The sequence below is a fragment of the Aquimarina sp. KJ22-3 genome (assembly GCF_055808215.1).
This window is the reverse complement of sequence record NZ_CM147859.1, coordinates 364,548-382,636: the sequence shown is the minus strand read 5'-3', so window position 1 is coordinate 382,636 and position 18,089 is coordinate 364,548. Positions and strand designations below refer to the sequence as shown.

17 protein-coding genes are annotated in these 18,089 nt (G+C 36.7%); 6 read left to right on the top strand and 11 right to left on the bottom strand.

What is annotated here, in order from left to right; translation table 11 throughout:
- Nucleotides 1–21: 21 nt before the first annotated feature.
- From AC0L3Q_RS01715 to AC0L3Q_RS01705, 3 genes are all read left to right on the top strand, one after another.
- Nucleotides 22–564 carry a DUF5655 domain-containing protein gene (locus AC0L3Q_RS01715; protein ID WP_473284555.1) on the top strand — a complete coding sequence of 181 codons (543 nt, stop codon included), beginning with the start codon at nucleotides 22–24 and terminating at the stop codon, nucleotides 562–564.
- A gap of 452 nt (nucleotides 565–1,016) precedes the next feature.
- Nucleotides 1,017–1,967 (top strand): hypothetical protein, encoded by a 951-nt coding sequence (locus AC0L3Q_RS01710; RefSeq protein ID WP_473284554.1) that lies wholly within the window; start codon nucleotides 1,017–1,019, stop codon nucleotides 1,965–1,967.
- A gap of 8 nt (nucleotides 1,968–1,975) precedes the next feature.
- Nucleotides 1,976–2,386, top strand: a complete 411-nt coding sequence (locus AC0L3Q_RS01705; RefSeq protein WP_473284553.1) for a hypothetical protein — start codon at nucleotides 1,976–1,978, stop codon at nucleotides 2,384–2,386.
- A gap of 14 nt (nucleotides 2,387–2,400) precedes the next feature.
- Here AC0L3Q_RS01705 and AC0L3Q_RS01700 read toward each other — a convergent pair whose 3' ends face one another.
- From AC0L3Q_RS01700 to hemB, 11 genes are all read right to left on the bottom strand, one after another.
- Entirely contained in the window at nucleotides 2,401–3,114 is a 714-nt protein-coding gene (locus AC0L3Q_RS01700) for a 3'-5' exonuclease (RefSeq protein ID WP_473284552.1), read from the bottom strand.
- Nucleotides 3,104–4,264 (bottom strand): serine hydrolase domain-containing protein, encoded by a 1,161-nt coding sequence (locus AC0L3Q_RS01695; protein WP_473284550.1) that lies wholly within the window; start codon nucleotides 4,262–4,264, stop codon nucleotides 3,104–3,106. Before AC0L3Q_RS01695 ends, AC0L3Q_RS01700 begins: the two co-directional genes overlap by 11 nt.
- Before the next feature lie 267 nt (nucleotides 4,265–4,531).
- A complete protein-coding gene (locus tag AC0L3Q_RS01690) occupies nucleotides 4,532–5,467 on the bottom strand; it encodes a M57 family metalloprotease (protein ID WP_473284548.1) in 936 nt (311 codons plus the stop codon).
- A 172-nt stretch (nucleotides 5,468–5,639) separates the two neighbouring features.
- Nucleotides 5,640–6,398 (bottom strand): LytR/AlgR family response regulator transcription factor, encoded by a 759-nt coding sequence (locus AC0L3Q_RS01685; protein ID WP_473284546.1) that lies wholly within the window; start codon nucleotides 6,396–6,398, stop codon nucleotides 5,640–5,642.
- Nucleotides 6,395–8,392 (bottom strand): tetratricopeptide repeat protein, encoded by a 1,998-nt coding sequence (locus AC0L3Q_RS01680; RefSeq protein WP_473284544.1) that lies wholly within the window; start codon nucleotides 8,390–8,392, stop codon nucleotides 6,395–6,397. Before AC0L3Q_RS01680 ends, AC0L3Q_RS01685 begins: the two co-directional genes overlap by 4 nt.
- A gap of 395 nt (nucleotides 8,393–8,787) precedes the next feature.
- Nucleotides 8,788–9,264, bottom strand: a complete 477-nt coding sequence (locus tag AC0L3Q_RS01675) for a methylated-DNA--[protein]-cysteine S-methyltransferase (protein ID WP_473284542.1) — start codon at nucleotides 9,262–9,264, stop codon at nucleotides 8,788–8,790.
- Nucleotides 9,264–10,352: a CNNM domain-containing protein gene (locus AC0L3Q_RS01670; RefSeq protein WP_073319766.1), complete on the bottom strand. Its 1,089-nt coding sequence runs from the start codon at nucleotides 10,350–10,352 to the stop codon at nucleotides 9,264–9,266. The genes AC0L3Q_RS01675 and AC0L3Q_RS01670 overlap by 1 nt, the downstream gene beginning before the upstream one ends.
- Before the next feature lie 60 nt (nucleotides 10,353–10,412).
- A complete protein-coding gene (locus AC0L3Q_RS01665; RefSeq protein WP_473284540.1) occupies nucleotides 10,413–10,937 on the bottom strand; it encodes a DinB family protein in 525 nt (174 codons plus the stop codon).
- Nucleotides 10,937–11,329 (bottom strand): c-type cytochrome, encoded by a 393-nt coding sequence (locus tag AC0L3Q_RS01660; RefSeq protein ID WP_473284538.1) that lies wholly within the window; start codon nucleotides 11,327–11,329, stop codon nucleotides 10,937–10,939. The genes AC0L3Q_RS01665 and AC0L3Q_RS01660 overlap by 1 nt, the downstream gene beginning before the upstream one ends.
- Before the next feature lie 14 nt (nucleotides 11,330–11,343).
- Nucleotides 11,344–11,730 (bottom strand): tellurite resistance TerB family protein, encoded by a 387-nt coding sequence (locus tag AC0L3Q_RS01655; RefSeq protein ID WP_473284536.1) that lies wholly within the window; start codon nucleotides 11,728–11,730, stop codon nucleotides 11,344–11,346.
- Nucleotides 11,731–11,751: 21 nt separating this feature from the next.
- Nucleotides 11,752–12,726 (bottom strand): porphobilinogen synthase, encoded by a 975-nt coding sequence (hemB, locus tag AC0L3Q_RS01650; RefSeq protein WP_473284534.1) that lies wholly within the window; start codon nucleotides 12,724–12,726, stop codon nucleotides 11,752–11,754.
- Between the two features lie 204 nt (nucleotides 12,727–12,930).
- On the opposite strand from hemB, the gene AC0L3Q_RS01645 reads away from it, so the two are divergent.
- The 3 genes from AC0L3Q_RS01645 (at nucleotide 12,931) to AC0L3Q_RS01635 (ending at nucleotide 17,925) form a co-directional block, all read left to right on the top strand.
- Nucleotides 12,931–13,296 (top strand): endonuclease domain-containing protein, encoded by a 366-nt coding sequence (locus tag AC0L3Q_RS01645; protein WP_473284532.1) that lies wholly within the window; start codon nucleotides 12,931–12,933, stop codon nucleotides 13,294–13,296.
- A gap of 148 nt (nucleotides 13,297–13,444) precedes the next feature.
- On the top strand, nucleotides 13,445–14,332 hold the full coding sequence (locus tag AC0L3Q_RS01640; protein ID WP_473284530.1) for an ABC transporter ATP-binding protein: 888 nt from the start codon (nucleotides 13,445–13,447) through the stop codon (nucleotides 14,330–14,332).
- A complete protein-coding gene (locus AC0L3Q_RS01635) occupies nucleotides 14,329–17,925 on the top strand; it encodes an ABC transporter permease/M1 family aminopeptidase (RefSeq protein WP_473284528.1) in 3,597 nt (1,198 codons plus the stop codon). The genes AC0L3Q_RS01640 and AC0L3Q_RS01635 overlap by 4 nt, the downstream gene beginning before the upstream one ends.
- Nucleotides 17,926–18,089 lie beyond the last annotated feature (164 nt).

Genomic DNA, 18,089 nt, shown 5'->3' with positions numbered 1-18,089 from the left:
TTCACTTTAAAATCAAAACATATGAATGACGCTTTACAAACCATGATCAATAATATACCTGAAAAAACGGGAAAGTCTCTTGAAGAATGGATCAAAATTTTAAAAACAAAAGCTTTTGCTAAACATGGGGAAGCGGTTAAATTTCTTAAAACGGAGCATGGGGTTACTCATGGTTTTGCCAATACCATTGTCACTCTTTCTAAAGAAAACCAAGATAGTCCTGATGATCTCGTTACCAAACAATATGAGGGAAAAGAAGCACTGATCCCTATCTATGAAAAACTTATCGACACCGTTACTGCATTTGGAGTAGACGTGATCAAAACACCAAAAAAAACCAGTGTGAGCATTATCAGAAAACGACAATTTGCACTTATCAAACCTGCTACTAAAACTAGAATAGATCTTGGATTAAAATTAAAAGACAAACCCTATACAGAACGTCTCGAAAATTCAGGACCGTTTGGTACTATGTGTACACATAGAGTCAAAATTTCTTCGGTAGATCAAATCGACGACGAATTGATTGTTTGGCTAAAAGAAGCTTATCAAAAAGCGCAATAAAAAATTCTCCTAAAGAAACGTTAACAAAAACACCCATATGTTAAAATAAATCTTTATATTCGCAATCGAAATATCTTCACACTCAATAACATAATTATATTTCGGGCTAACTTCAGAATGAAACTTCATTGTTGAACTATATAGTTATATAGGGCAACGACACGGATTTCATGTTCTGACTCTTTATGTTAACGTACAATACCAACCATATTTGAAGGCGCAGAACCATGTTCTGCCCTGCTTGCTGGTAATTATATCGAAGGACTTACTCGAATCTACCTGTTTACGAACAAAAGAAACAATAATTCGAGTCTGTTGGGGGGACACAACGGACATATAATTACCGAATTCCCCCTCCTGCTGGAGGGGGTTATTTATCTTAATTCGTTAAAGCACTGTTTGATAACGAAATAAAACGCTATTTTTGATAAGATAGCGCCCTAAAAAAATTTATGAAATATCTCTTAATTGCCATCCTTTTGTTTACTGTGCTCCCAACAGCCGGTCAGACCTCATCAAAGGATAACCTGATTATTTCTAATCAAAAAACGGCAAAACACATTAATATCCCCGGCACGAAGCTTTTTATGATCCCTCCTGATGATTTTTCGATTGCTACGGCATTTACGGGACTAGAAAAAGGGCAAAATGCTTTGATTCAAGTGTATGATCTAGTGGGTGGTAATTTCTATTCGAATGCTGGTAAATTTTCTAAAGAGCGTTTTCAACAAAGCGGAGCTACCGTTTTTGATTATCAGGAAATGACAATTAATGGATTCCCTGCCAAATATATTCATATGCAAGCAGATCCAGACAAAAAAGCGTACAGTCTGGTTTTTGGAGATGAATCATTTTCGGTGATGATCATGGCTTTATATACGCAAAAAGATGGCCGCACCGAAGAACAGATTAAAAAATCACTACTATCTGCCACCTATCAAAAAGATTTACCAATAGACCCTTTTGCCGCCGCTGCTTTTGAACTTGATGATTCGAACACCAAGTTCAAATTTGCCAAATCGGCCGCCAATATGTTTATCTATTCTGTAAATGGAATCGACAATCCAGACACCAATCGGGATTCTATTATGTTGGTGCTTCCTGTGCCTACAGATTCGTCCATGACTGCCAAAAGTATTTCTGAACAAATGGTTGGATCGTTAAAAAGTAACGGGCTGAGCGATGCCAAAATCATAAGCACTTCAGATGACGCACTAAACGACTACTCTGCCTATCAAATTAAAATTGAAGGTATTATGAATGGAAACCCAAGTAAATTATTGGTTCAAACCGTGACACACGGAAACAATGCTGTAGTATTTGAAGGGTTTTTAAAGGAAAAATCCAGTGCCGTGATCGAGGATTTTGAAGCATTAATTGCTACCTTGAAGATGAAACAATAGTGTAGTTTATGGACAACCAAAAATTAGACAAAATTCTTAAGTTATTTGCAGATCAAATTGAAGGTTCGTTAGGAAACTGGCATTTTGTAATTAAAGACGTTCAATTCGTTTGTTTGTCTGATGCGCTCCATAATCGCATGCGTATCATCTCTCCTATCAAAGAACATGCTGGTATGACCAAAGAAGAATATCATCAATGCCTGGAAGCTAATTTTCATTCTGCATTGGATATCAAATATGCGATTTCTGGCGATGTAATTTGGGCCGCTTTTATTCACCCCTTACAAGAATTGTCTGTAAGTCAGGTAGAAGATGCGATACAACAAGTATATTCTGCCGTAAAGACTTTTGGTACAACCTACAGCAGTTCTAATTTGTATTTTCCTACCGATCAGGATCGAAAAAACAGAATGAATTAAATTCTACAGTTATTTTATACGGAAATCACTTCATTATCATGCAAAAGCTCTTCTTGTCGTAAACGAAGTAATATTTGAGCCACTGCTACTGTGTCTTTTTCACAGTAATCGATAATGCGATCGATATCATCTTCTTCGTAATATACATTTCTCACTTGACTTCCGTCGATATCATCTTTTGGAGAAGGAATTCCCAGGATATGTGTAAGTAATTTGAGCGAAGTGTAGTGCTTGTAATCTCCAAATTTCCATAGATCCAAAGTGTCCAAATGTGGTACCTCCCAAGGCTTTTTTCCAAATAAATTCAACTTATACGGTAATGCAATTTGATGCACAATCATCCTACGTGCGATATAGGGAAAATCAAACTCTTTACCATTATGTGCGCATAACAAATGTCGTGAACTATTGTAATGGGTCTCCAGTAAATTCTTGAAATCGATTAAAAGCTGTTTCTCTTCACCATGAAACGAGGTTGTTCTAAACATTCGTTGTTCCCCCTGAAATCGAAAATATCCTACAGATATGCAAATGATTTTACCAAACTCTGCCCAAATGCCTGCACGTTCGTAGAATTCTTCGGGAGAATATTCTTCTTTACGTTGGTATTTGGTTTTATCGGCCCATAATCCTTTCATCTCTTCATCCAATTCCCCAAAACTTTGATGTTCAGGAACGGTTTCAATATCCAGAAATAGAATATGTTCCAGATTCAGTTTATGAAGCATTCTCCAACATTTTATACGCCTCTTCGATATAGACAAAGAAATCGTGGGTAAAAGACTCTCCAGGCATAAAAGTACCCCGTTGATGTCCCAATCGTACAATCATAATATTATCTTCGGGAATGCAAATTACATACTGCCCAAGTATTCCTCTCATAGCAAAAATGTGCTTATCCATATGGTCTGAGATCCAAAAACCATATCCATACATATCATCTGCTGGAAATCTTGGTTTGGTGGCTAATTCGGTAAAGCTTTCGGGAAGTAATTGTTTGTTGGCGTACACCCCTTTATTTTTAAACATCATTCCAAAACGAGCAAAATCCCTTGCATTACTCGCTATACAGCAATAGGCTTTTTCCATACCACTATCTTCACTATCCAATTGCCAGATTGCTTCGTTGGCCATACCCATGGGTTTCCAAAAACTCTCACTCAGATACGTCGATAAACTTTTTCCTGTTGCTTTCTCGATGACCATCCCTAACAATTGCGTATTTCCACTCAAATATCGAAACTCTTGCCCAGGTTCATCCACTACATCCAAGCCCAACATTACCTCTCTTATATCAGGGTCATAATATGCCCTTGCCGTGATCGAAAACGGACTGGTATAATGCTCTGTCCAATTCAATCCAGAAGACATCGATGATAAATCTCCAACCGTTGTTTTTGCCGCCAGTCCTTCAGAAAACTTTGGTAAAAAATCTCCCACAGGTTGATCGAGGTTTTTTATATAACCATCCATAATCGCTTTACCCAATAATGCGGTTACAATACTTTTGGCCATAGAAAACGAATTGGTTTTAGAATCTTTTCCAAATCCTTCGGCATAGTTTTCGTACCAAATACTATCATTTTTGATAATCATGTATGCTACCGTTCCTAACTCGGCATTGGTTTTATCCAAACGTTCGGTACTCTTCGCTTTGTTATAATCATCGTGAATTGCCCAAGGAGTAGTTCCATTTCCTTTTTCGATAGTTCGGTTATCGAAATATTCATAATCATCAAGATATGCTGTAGTATGACCTGTCATATAAACCACCCTAACTCCTTTTAGGATGTAATCATAATCAAAAATGTATAGTAAGACTACACATAGCAAGATTAAAAACAAAAGACCTTTGAGAAATTTCTTAATGATTTTCATAGTAATATCGAATTGGTAAAAACAATGTTATTTAGTTGCTCAACATTAGCTCTACTAATGTAAGAAAATAAATCTCACCATAAGCCACATATGCATAAGTAGGAAGAATAGATTTGGAAAAGGGGTCAACACAAATTTTGTAAAAGAGTAACTTTATTCTACCAATACTTATGCAATAGTAATCCAAAGGAGTTTCAAAAAATGAAACTCATAAAAAAAGGTGTCTACAAGAGACACCTTTTTACACCTAAACAAATACTAACGTATTTAAAAACCACGATATAGCGATCTTAATCCATTCTCGTCGAAAAAATTAAGTTCTCCAGTGGTGGTATCTGCGTTAAAACACGCATTCATAATCGAATCTTCTTGTTCTATGATCCCAGGAATACTAGGTAAGGTTCCAAAAATCCTTGCAGGAGGGTTCTCTTCTACAGATGGTTCTGGCTCCAGACCAAGATCTACACAACTTTGTCTACTATTCCAATCTGTATGACGAAAACCGATAGCATGCCCCAATTCGTGAGTGATCAAATGCTCTATAGCATCAGGGACGCGGTCTGCAAAAGTGCTTGAGTTTGGACTGATTTGTACAAAGTTCCCTGGATTTCCATTTTCGTCTGGAAAATCGGCAAAACCTCCAAATCCTTCTAAGGATGAATTCACCACGATAAACGTTTCAAAGAAATCGGGATCAAAAGTTGTAGCTGTTGTAAACTCTGCTCTGAGAACTAAACGTGACCCCCAAACCGAGTTCCAGTTCTCTACAGCATCCCTTACACCTTGTTGTGCAGCTTCAGATAACCCAGTAACAATTGGAGTATCTCCATCAAAAATAGTAGGCCCTGTATACACAATAATGTTCACCTCTTCATGCACATTGGTATCAATCAAAAACTCTGTTTGATACTGTTTTGCAATACCGCCATTATCGCTTGGTATTTTCAAGAATCTACTTTTTTCCATAGCGATATCGTCTGTTAATACAACCGGTACTTTTGTACCATTGGGATATACGGCATGTTTTACCTCAAAAGCTTCTGGGTTGAGATCTAGTTCTCTTACCTTGTTTAAAACATCCCTTGGAAGTGAGCTCACCTCCTGCGCAGCTTCATTGTTCACATCATCTTTGGAACAAGAAGTAGTCAATAACAATAGTGTAGTTAACACTAGCGCACTGACTTTCAAATAATTCAATTTCATAGTAAATTAATTTTGTGAGTTTATAGAGAGTTTAAAGGTAAATACTTGGGTCAGTATATCTCTCTTTGATGTTTTAACGGTGCTTTTTACTGTATAAATGACTGTTCTTCATACATTAAGCCGTAACTCAAACACCCTCATTCAAAATTAATTAGCAATAAAATACCAGTTTTTACAGGACATTCATTTTATCGTATAAGTCCTTTTTGCTTTTTCTGGAAATAGGCAATGATTTTCCGTTCTTCATGATTACAGAGCCTCCTTGTTCTTTGATTAAAAAATCGATATGATCCAGGTTTACCAAATACGATTTATGAATCCGCAAGAAATTATAATTCTGTAGTTTGGTTTCGAAATGTTTCAGGTTTTTTGAAATCACAATTTCGGTTTCGTCTGTCATGACAAAGGTGGTGTAATTTCCATCGCTAACACAGTACAAAACATCGATCGCTTTTACTACATGCACTCCTTTTGCATCGGTAATCGAAATTTTAGGTGTTTCAGTTATTTTAGAGTACAACTCTTTAAAGTCGTTGACAATACTTTCTTTGGATTTGAATTGATCCTTCAATCTAGAAGTTTTATCTACCACCTGAATCAATCGTTTTGGATCTACCGGTTTTAGCAAATAATCGATAGCGTCATACTGATATCCCTGGATCGCATACTTATCAAATGCAGTTACAAAAACGATCTTAAAATCGAAACCACTTAATTCATTAAGCACATCAAAAACCGATATCGCTCCCAATTGAATATCCATAAACACCAAATCGGGTTTCATTTCGGTAAGTACACTTAAAACAGAAGATCTATCATTGGCCTCTCCTATGATCTCAACTTGTGGACAGTACGAATCCAGGAGCATTCTAATATTCTCTCTGTCCTTTTGCTCATCATCTATTATGATGCATTTCACAGTTTCTGTCATTTCCTTTGTTTTATTATGGGTAATGTGATGATGACCTCGGTACCTTTGGCTTTGCCGGCATCATCAAAAAGATCATTGATTACTACCTTGGCCTTATCATTACCAATTCGACTTAATATTCGTAATCGCTCGTTTGTATTCCTGGTTGCAATTGACAAATGTATAGTATCGTTCCCTTCTTTTTGTAATCTTTCGGCTTCGTCCCTTCCGATGCCGTTATCTTGTACTTTACATATCACCGCATTGTCTTCCTTTTTGAAAGACACCACTAGTTCCCCCTTTTGATCAGCGTGTGAAAATCCATGAATCACTGCATTTTCGATATAGGGTTGTATGACCATCGAAGGAATTACCGGATTGGTGTATATTAAAGTTTCATCAATATCGTACACCACGTCAAAACTTTCACTAAAACGTCCTTGCTCTATATTGATATAAGATTTTAAAATCTGTAGTTCTTCGTTGAATGTAATATAAATACTGTCTGAACTAGACAGTACATTTCTGATTAGCCCAGAAAGCTCTGTCATATACTCGTTTGCTTTTAGGTTATCCTTTTTCAAAATAAAATTCTGAAGCGTACTAAAAGAATTGAACAGAAAATGAGGATTCATCATCGATCGTAATGATTTTAATCGGCTTAAACTCAACTCTTCATTAAGTTGGTGAAAACGTACCTTATTGGTATGACCTCTATACAACAGAAAGAATAAAGACACTAACAAAAACAACCCTAAAAAGTAGCTAAACAATCTACTTTTACTCATTGCTTTCCCTATTTCCAGATTTTCCTGCTCCAAATCCGAAATCTGAGCCTCTCTTAGCTTTAGTAACTTCCTGCTTTCTACTTTGGCAATCTCTTTACTGATTCTTATATTATCCAACATGGCCATTAAAGGCTTTACTTCTCGTAAAAGCTGTAAGCTTTTTGATAGCTCTCCGGTTTGTTCATAAGATTTAGACAGATCTTCTTTTGTGATTATCGTATTAGCGATATCATTCTTTTTAATAAAAAACTCCTCGGCTATTTTAAAATAGTTGATCGCCTTTATGTAATCACCCAATTCATGATAAATAGAGCCAAGGGTATGCATTAACGCTGGATACAAACTATCTCGATCATTATATTCAACATGGTCAAAGTCGATATTTTCGTTGATTATTTTTAAGGCTTCTTCGGGCATCCCTTTCTTAAAATAGGACCATGCCATATTGTTATAAGCGAGATTACATGTTCTCGACGTATTGTCACTCATACAGGTCTTCAATGCACGTTGAGAATAATAAATGGTAGAATCTGGTTGGTTATCCCAAAAGGATGCAGAAATATTAATGTTGGAAAGGCTTCTTCTATAAGCTGCATCTTCATCGAGATGCGCAATGGCTTTTTTAAAATCAATTTTACTTTGATCCAGATCTCCGATATCCATAAAGAATAACCCTCTGGCGGTAAGTGCTTCCCATTGATTAGTTGGATTTTCTGCTTTTTCTGCTTGTTGCAGTGCCTCATTAAAGTACTGGAGGGCTTTCATAAATTGCGATTGCCTATTATGCAACTCTCCATAACGAATCGTAGTGATCGTTACACAATCCTGATCATCTATTTTGATACAAAAATCCTTAACAAAATCAATGATATCTTTGGACTCATTGTGTTTTCCTTCAATAGCAGATAAGAATCGTTCTAACCGTAATCCAGAAGAGACAATAAATTTTTTATCTCCTATTTTTCTAGCTAATCGAAAGGCTTTCTTATAACTTGTCTCGGCAAGAGCGACCTCTTTGGTCCTTTGTAGACTATCTCCTCTTCTAATTAAAAGTTTTATGGAATCATTTTGAAGAGTAATCGATTTTTTTAATTCCCGATCAATAACACTTTGTCCGATTACAAAATTACATACCAATAGTATGCAACTGATCGCTATGATGTTAATTTTCTTCATAGCAATCAGAACACCTCGTTTACTATCACCAAGTGCACTCCCTGTAATCAAAAGATCAATTTATGTTAATTAACTCATTTTCAGATTAAAACAAAACTGTTTTTATCCAAAAATAGACGTCGGCCATACCTAAAACACACTGAATCAGTTTTACCCTACTTTTTTTTTCATTTTTTTTGGAAAGTCACAAAAAAACTGGCTACTGCAAAAAAGCAATAACCAGCCACATATATTGAAATGATTTGTGAGAGTCTAATTCTTACTAATTCTTTAACCCATTTTTATAATTCAAAAACAAGCAAATTTTAGATCTTCACTAAAGGGGATTATGAAATCTAAAGTACCGCTAATCTCAGGAATTGCATCATTTCATTACATTAAAAGCACAAATCACTGTATAAAATGCACAAAACTATGTATAAAATGAATCTAGAAGGATAATGGGATCAAAATAGAGATTGTTGTTTTACCGGACTCTCATGTTCTAATAGCCATTTTTTGCGCCATAAACCCCCAGCGTATCCGGTAAGAGACCCATCGCTACCAATTACCCTATGGCAGGGTACTACAATCCATAAAGGGTTTTTACCATTGGCACTTGCTGCTGCTCGTATGGTTTTTGAATCTCCCAACTTTTTGGCGATATCCAGATAAGACACTGTTTTCCCAAAGGGAATCCTAAGTAATTCTTTCCAAACTCTTTTCTGAAATTCGGTACCAGAAGGATTTAAGTTCAAATCAAAAGTAGTACGTTTCCCCTCAAAATACTCTTGAAGCTGCTGTACAGCGTCCTTTAAGTGCAAAGGAACCTCTTCACTAAGTAAGTCTTGATTTTCTTGAGTTACTGAAATGCTGGCAATACCATGTTCATCTCCCGATATAGAAGCCACTCCTAATGGGGTTTCTATATACGCGATATCCATTATTGATCCTCGGGTTTGTCTTCTAAAATACCAAGTCTTCTGGCACGCATTTCCCAATTCTTTCGGGCAAGCTCCTGCATATTGGCATCGGTATCACTCTCGTCCATAATTTCAAGACCAAGAAGCGTTTCTATCACGTCTTCCATACTTACCAGACCACTCACCGAACCATATTCATCTACTACCAAGGCTAAGTGTTCCTTTTCTTCAACTAACTTTTCAAACAAGGTAGGAACAGGGATATTACGATCCACTACAAAAATCTTTCGATTAAGATCTGCAAGTGTTTGATGATCTTTACCTTCGGCTACAGATTTGAATACATCATCCTTAAGTACATATCCGGTAATATTATCTGCATTAGCTTTAAAAATGGGTACTCTGGAGAAACGTAAGTTTTTATTCGCTTCAAAAAACTCTCGAATATTGGTATCCTCTGACGCAGTTTTCATTACCGTGCGGGGTGTCATGATGCTTTTGGCTGGAATAGACTTAAAATTAAGTAAGTTTCGGATCACTTTCGATTCTGACTCTTCAAAAACACCTTCTTCTTCAGCGATATCTGCCATCGCAGAAAAATCTTCTCTGCTCAGCACTGATCCATGGTGTCCTTTACCCCCAATTACCTTGGTGGTTAACTGTAATAACCATAAAATCCCTGTATACTTCAGCGGTGCTATCAATATCAACAAAGCCTTTGAAGTAAAGTTGGCTAGTTGTTTCCAAAAGGTTGCTCCAATCGTTTTTGGTATAATTTCAGAAACTACCAAAATCAATATGGTCATAATCGCAGATACAATACCTACCACATTTATACCCCATATTTCAAATTTATATGGTAACTGCTCTGCCTGCACCCCTACCAAAATAGCACCAACGGTATGCGCAATCGTATTTAAAGTAAGAATAGCAATAAGCGGTTGATCTACATCTTTCTTTAGATTTTCTAAAGTGGTCGCGTATGGCTTCCCCTCTTTCTTTTTTACATTAATGAAGGTTGGTGTTACACTCAGTAGTACCGCTTCTAGTATCGAACATAAAAACGAAAAGAAAATAGATAATACGGCGTAAATAAGTAATAAGGTCATGGTTGTTGTATAGTTATGTAGCTAAAGTACGGATTTTAGGTATTTATCACGAATAAAAGATTACCAGCCTACGTATCGAGGCGGTTCGATCTGGTTCAGATTAAGATAAACAATTAATTGTCCCCTATGATGGGTTACATGATCCTGAAGCAGATTCAGAATTTGTAGTTTCGATTTTCTTCCTGCAAAAAAATCGACTTCTTGCGTAAAATCATCTTCGTCTGTAGCTTTGATACGTTCTAAAACATAGTCAAAAGCTTCGCTTAATACTTTGATGGTTGCTGCTTTGGTTTGCGGTATATTTTCCTGAAGTGCTTTGCGATCAAATTTCTCTTCAGAAAAATGTGTGGTTCCTAACCATAACATATTCCCGCGAATGTGTAGCAACTGACTTTTAAAATCCATCTCCCGCTCCGTAGGTTGAAATCCATATTGTTCTTCGGGCATGGATTCTGCAATTTCTAAAAGGTAGTTTTTGGAGTTTTCCCACTTTTCTAAAAAAGCAGTTTTGGGTGAAAATTGTTGAGCCATAGCAGCACTTGATATTAGGAGAAACATCCCCAAAAATGTAAATTGTTTGATCATTACTTCTTACTTATTTCTTGCATATACACCTTCAAAGCTTCTAACTCCTGGTCAGAGAAGTTTTTGATAATCGCAAAATTGGTTTTCATCACGGTATAGGTTTCCGGATCTACAATAGGTCCTGCCTCTTGCTTCAAAAAAGCGATCAAATCCCCATCTTGTTCTTCATATATCTTCATGATTTCCGTTACTCCAGGGCCAATGGATTTTTTATCAATCTTGTGACAGGTATAGCATTTTCCTTTACCATTAAAAATAGCTTTCCCGGTATCAAAAGGAGTTTCTTTGACAGGTTTTTTACCGATGACAATGGTGTTTTCTTTTTCTTTTTTCTCAGATTGACAGCTTGCCAATAGTAGTATAGAGGCAAGTAGTAACGCAATTTTTTGCATGAATTTGTGTGTGTTTATCTATATTTTTCTTTGATGTTTTCAATATCATTAATAAATCTTTCCAGCAGATCTTTTGAAAAATTATTGATGACCTTTTCTTCCTGATGAGTTACCCCTTGACTGGCTTCAGCAATTTTGGTTAAGGCATAAATCATAAAGTCGTATTCTTCGTCTGGTCCATTGTCTGAAAACACTTCGATCACCTTTTTGTACAAGGTATCGATATCACTTTGTTGTTCACTTTCGTAATCAAAAGACCATTTGATATCTTTTCCTTTGGGATGCCCTTTTAGGATATCTTCCAGGGTTTCTACTTCTTCTTTCTGAATCACGCCATCGCTCATCGCAATGACATACAATAACTCACCAAAAGTTTGATACAAACGTTCTCTGCTTACCATAACTACTAATTTTAGGTTATACTAACCCAGCAGCTTTACCACATCTTTGGCAAAGTAACTGGCAATGATATGCGCTCCTGCTCTTTTAAACGCCATAATCTGCTCCAACATCACAGCATCGTGATCCAACCATCCTTTTTCGGCTGCAGCTTTCAGCATGGCATATTCACCGCTTACCTGATACACAGCCACAGGTACGTCTACAACATCTCGTACATCTCTCACCAGATCCAAATAGGCTAACCCCGGTTTTACCATCACGATATCTGCTCCCTCTTCGATATCCATCAGGGTCTCTTTGATGGCTTCATCCCGATTAGCAAAATCCATTTGATAAGTTTTCTTATCTCCAAATCCAGGTGCCGAATCCAAGGCATCTCTAAACGGACCATAAAATGCCGAAGCATACTTGGCACTATAACTCATGATCCCAGTATTTTTAAAATTCTCCTGCTCCAACAACTCCCGAATTGCCAAAATACGACCGTCCATCATATCACTAGGTGCCACAAAGTCTGCTCCCGCCTGTGCATGTGACAAGGCCATATCAGCTAGTACCTTGCAGGTATCGTCATTAACGATATACCCATCTTCTACAATACCATCATGGCCATACGAAGAATAAGGATCCAGAGCTACATCGGTCATCACCAACATCTCTGGAGTAGCCTCTTTTACGGTCTTAATAGCACGTTGCATTAATCCTTCAGGATTAATGGCTTCGGTTCCTTTGTTGTCTTTGAGTGCATCGGGCACCTTTACAAACAGCAGTACCGATTTTAGACCCATAGCCCATAGCCCCTTTACCTCGTTTACCAAGAGATCCAAACTATATCGATAATATCCTGGCATCGAAGCTATTTCTTCTTTCACACCTTTTCCTTCTACTACAAAAAGGGGAACCAAAAAATCATGAGGAGTAATTGTATGTTCTCTAACCAACGAACGAATGGCATCATTGGTTCTTAGTCTTCTGTTTCTGCGAAGTTGTTGCATTATATGTTATCAGATTTAACGCCGTAAAGATACTCATATATCTTGGCATGGAATATAATTTTAATATATGATTAAGTGATAGAAGTTCTCACATCCTATGATAAGTTATATATTGTTACTCGTTTAGTTTCTAAAAACAGTTCCTTTCCCTTGAAGGGAAAGGTGTCTACCTTAGGTAGACGGAAAGGGTAACGCCACTCAAACATGAAAAGAAAAATACATAACAAGCCTGAACTAAAAGTCCATAGAAAAAATTTGCGCAAAAACCTCACTTCGGCAGAGGCATTTTTATGGAGTCATTTACAACAAAAAAAGTTAGAGGGAAGAAAATTTAGAAGACAACATAGTATTGAAAATTACATTGTTGATTTCTACTGTGCCAAAGAAAAATTGATCATCGAACTAGACGGAGAAGTACACATGAGTTTAAATGCCCAAGAGAATGACCAAATTAGAAGTAAAAAACTTGAATCTTTGGGTTTTACTGTATTTCGATTTGAAAATTATATGGTTTTTGATCATCTACCCTCGGTTCTCAAAGAAATAAAAGATCATTTTAAGCAAGAGTAAGCACCCCTTCTGTCCTGCAGAATGCAGGCCACCTTCCCCTCATTAGGGGAAGTAGCTTTTTATTACACTCCACTGTATTTTTAGACCTCCAACCTGTAACAAAACCCCGATACTTTATACTAATCCACAAAGAATAAATTTTAATCACATGCTCAACATAAAAAATCTGAATAAAACCTATCCCAATGGTACCCAAGCATTAAATGATGTAACGCTTACACTTGATAAAGGAATGTTTGGTTTGTTAGGACCCAACGGAGCCGGAAAATCTACCCTGATGAGAACCATTGCCACCTTGCAATTGGCGGACACAGGAAGTATAGAGTTTGACGGCATTGATGTTTTCAAAAATCCTGAAGAACTTCGCAAAGTGTTGGGGTATTTACCACAGGATTTTGGGGTATATCCCAAAGTATCTGCCGAGATGATGCTGAATCATATCGCAAAAGTAAAAGGGATTACCAACAAGACTGAACGTAAAGGGTATGTTGCAGATTTATTGAACAAAGTGAATCTATACAAATTTAGAAGCCGTAACCTTGGGGATTTCTCAGGAGGGATGCGCCAACGTTTTGGTATCGCACAGGCCCTGATCGGAAATCCAAAGTTGATCATCGTGGATGAGCCTACAGCCGGATTAGATCCTTTGGAGCGTAATCGTTTTCATAACTTATTGAGTGAATTAGGAGAAGATGCTGTGGTGATTTTGAGTACGCATATCGTAGATGATGTAACGAATCTGTGCCAAAATATGGCTGTGTTTAACGAAGGAAAAATCCTGGAACAAGGAAACCCACAAGAGTTGTCTAGCAGATTAGACGGAAAAGTATTTAGAAAACGTATTGAAAAATCAGAACTCGAAGCCATCGAGAATAAATTTACAGTATTGTCTAATTATTTACGAGGAGGGCAATTCTATGTAAATGTTTATAACGAAACCAATCCTGGGGATGGTTTTGAGGCGGTAAATAATGATCTGGAGGACTTCTATTTCTATTGTATCAACAAAAAAGAAGAACAGGAGGTTGCCTTATGATGGAAATATTTTCGTTCGAACTTAAATACCGTTTAAAGCGACCGGCTACCTGGATCTATATGGCCCTTGGTATGGCGCTTGCAGTTTTAATTGCCATTTTGCAACGATCATCTACAGCAGAATTCGTAAATAGTCCAAGCAGTATTGCTGGTATTACCGGTGGGTTATCAGTAATTTCTATTTTCTTTTATGCCGCCATTATGGGGGTGCCTATTTTTAGGGATCAAGATCATAAAACAGCACAAACCTATTTTACGTTTCCGATACCAGAGAAGTCTTATGTATTAGGTCGGTTTTTGGGAAGTTATACAATTGTAACTCTAGTAAACTTATCCATATTATTTGGAATCCTTTTGGGGTTTGGAATAGGTGCTTTTCTGGACCGACCAGATTATGGAACTTACGATGGATTTAATTTTACTTCGTATATCTTACCTTTTATCTTCTTATTACAAATTAACTCCTTATTAGTAGGGTCCTTGTTTTTTTGTTTGATGGCTTTTTTCAAGAAAATGCCGATCGTATACCTGGGCGGGATTTGTTTGTTTATCCTTAGCGCATTGTCAGAAAATCTATTAGCAGATATTGATAACCAATGGTTAAGTATTTATTTGGATCCTTTTGGAGGTGAAGCCTTTAGCTATATCAAAAAATACTGGTCGATCAATGAATTGAACACCTTGCAACTTCCTATATCAGGTAAGTTTTTGTTAAATCGTATGTTATGGTTAACCGTAGGATTGATCTTGTTTTTGGTGACACTCTTCCGATTTGATTATAAGAAGTTTTTACTTTCTGGAAAAAAGGCTAAGAAAACGGATAACAACGTCTATCAACCTTCATTAATTGGTTCGGTAACACAGGTGTTTACCAAAAAGACGGAACGACAAAATTTATGGTCGTTAAGCAAGATCGAATTTTTATCCATTGTAAAAGATCCTGTATTTGCCATCCTATTGATCATTGGGATCGTAGTTGCCGTATTTATTGTATACCTAGCAAATGAAACCTATGGGACGCCTAATTTACCACTAACCCGATATATTGCACTATTTGTGGGAGCTGGTATTTCTTTGCTATCTGCTGTGATCCTGGTTTTATTTTCAGGAGAAGCAGTACATCGTACCCGTAAAAACAAAACCTTTGTTTTTTATGATGCTTTGCCAATCAACAATACCAGTTTATATTTTTCTAAAATCATCGCCTTATTAGGAGTAGCCGTTATTTTGACACTAGCTAATGTAGTTGTAGGGGTCATTTACCAGACCGTTAATGGATATTTTGCCTACGAGTTGGATATGTATTTGATTTACAATTTTGGATTTGTATTTCCTGGTCTTATCACCACTATATTACTTGCATTTTTTATTCATGTAATGGTCAACAATAAGTTCCTAGGGCACTTTATTGTAATCGTACTCTATATAGGATTGCCTTTATTGATTACACTTGGATTTAAATCTACCAACCCCATGCTTATCTATGGAGGTGTTACTCCATTTTTCTTAAGTGATTTAAATGGATTTGGACACTACCTTACTGGAGCAAGTTGGTTAAATCTATATTGGATTTTATTTACGGCCATCCTAATGCTTGTTGGTTTAGTGTTTTGGACACGAGGATTCTTTTCTTCTGTAAAAGAAAGATTGTCGTTGGCCAAACAACGATTTACAACCAAAAACATCATGGCCTTGGTAGGTGTAATGATTGCTTTTATCTCTGTAGGAGGGTATTGCTATTACAATCTTAGTGTGTTGAACGATATGACCGGTGGTAATGAATTCGAAAAGATTGAAGCAAATGCTGAAAAACAATATGCCAAATACATCAATGCTCCACATCCACAGGTTACAGATCTTAAGGCTTATATCGATGTATTCCCTCAAGAAAGAGATGTAAAGGTTAAAGGAGAATTTAAAATTATCAATAATAATGGAGTTGCAATAGACACCTTATTATTGAATGTTGTTTATAATGGTGATAGTCAATTTAACAAAGTAATTTATAAAGGGACAGAATTAACTCCAGTAGTATCTGACTCGATAAATCGTATGTATTTTTATAAGTTGCCGCAACCTATGCAACCACAGGAAACCGCTGATCTTACTATCGAGGTGTCTTCAGAAACCAAGGGATTTGCCAATGCCATGGAAACACAAGTATTGCATAATGGTACGTTCTTTAATAGCACAATCTTTCCAAGATTCTATTATGAACGCTCTCTTGTAGACAACGGTGTACGTAAGAAGTACGGCCTGGAAAAATTGGATTATTTGTATCCACCTAGAACTGATTCTACGGCATTACGTAAAAATTTGTTTAATGAAGATGCCAATTATATCAATTTTGAAGCCGTTGTAAGCACTGCACAAGACCAAACAGCCCTGGCGCCAGGTAAATTAATCAAAGAGTGGAAAGAGAATGACCGGGCTTATTATCATTATAAGTTAGAATCTCAAACAGATCTTTTCTTCAATGTGGTTTCCGCAAGATATGATGTAGAACGATCAACTTGGATGGCTCCTAGTGGTAAAAAAGTGAATATTGAAGTATATCATTCGCCAAAACATAAACGCAATCTAGAGCATTTTATTCATGGAGCTAAAGTGGCATTAGATTATTGTTCAAAAAACTTTATCGAATATCCTAACTCCGTACTTCGTATAGTTGAGTTTCCTGCACATGCAACTTTTGCGCAATCTTTTGCTACAACCATCCCCTATTCTGAAAATTTTGGATTTGTAGCTAATTTTGATAAGGCCGAAGATTTCAATTATGCCTTTAGAGTAACCGCTCATGAGGTCGCTCACCAATGGTGGGGACACATCGTAACCCCAAGTAAAACTAGAGGTGCCAATATCATTTCTGAAACCTTGGCAGAATACTCTTCGTTAATGACTATGAAACATACTTATGGTGAAAATGGGATTAAGAGTTTCCTTAAATACTCTCTAGATGACTACTTAAGAAGTAGAGCCTTTAGTTTTAAACCCGAGCGTTCATTGATGGATGTTGAAACAGGGCCTCATATTTGGTATCGTAAAGGTTCTATGATTATGTACGAATTACAAGATTTGATAGGAGAAGACAAAATCAATAAGGCCTTACGCGATTTTACCATGGAGTATAAGCATTTTGAAAAAGGCGTATATCCTACTTCAGAGAATTTCTATCAGGCTATTTATGATGTAGCTCCAGATTCTTTAAAATATGCTGTGGATGATGGGTTTAAAGAAATTGTATTGTATGAGAATCGTGTTTCTGATGCTAAAACTAAAAAACTAGACAATGGATCCTATGAAACTACGTTTACTGTAGATAGTAAAAAGACCTATTATGACGATGAGGGGAAAGAGAAAAAAGTAGGAGAAAAATCCAATTATATAGAGATTGGATTGTTTGGGGAGGACATTGTAGACGAGCAAGAAGTCCCTTTAAAGAATCCATATTATCTGGAACGCAAGTGGTTGCAACCTGGAAAAAATACTTTTACCATCACCACCAAAGAAAAACCTGTAAAAGCAGGAATAGACCCTTATAACAAGCTTATCGACAGAAACTCTGACGATAATTTGAAAGTAGTATCTGAATAATCCTTTACTACCCAAGGGAACCAAAACACGATCAAAGAGCGCTGCTTTGATCGTGTTTTTTATTACATAGATTTTTGATAGAAAAACCACTAAATTCAGCTATTAACTCCTATAACTACAGCGTTTTATTTTATAAAAAGATTAAGTCCTTATTATCGTTTTAT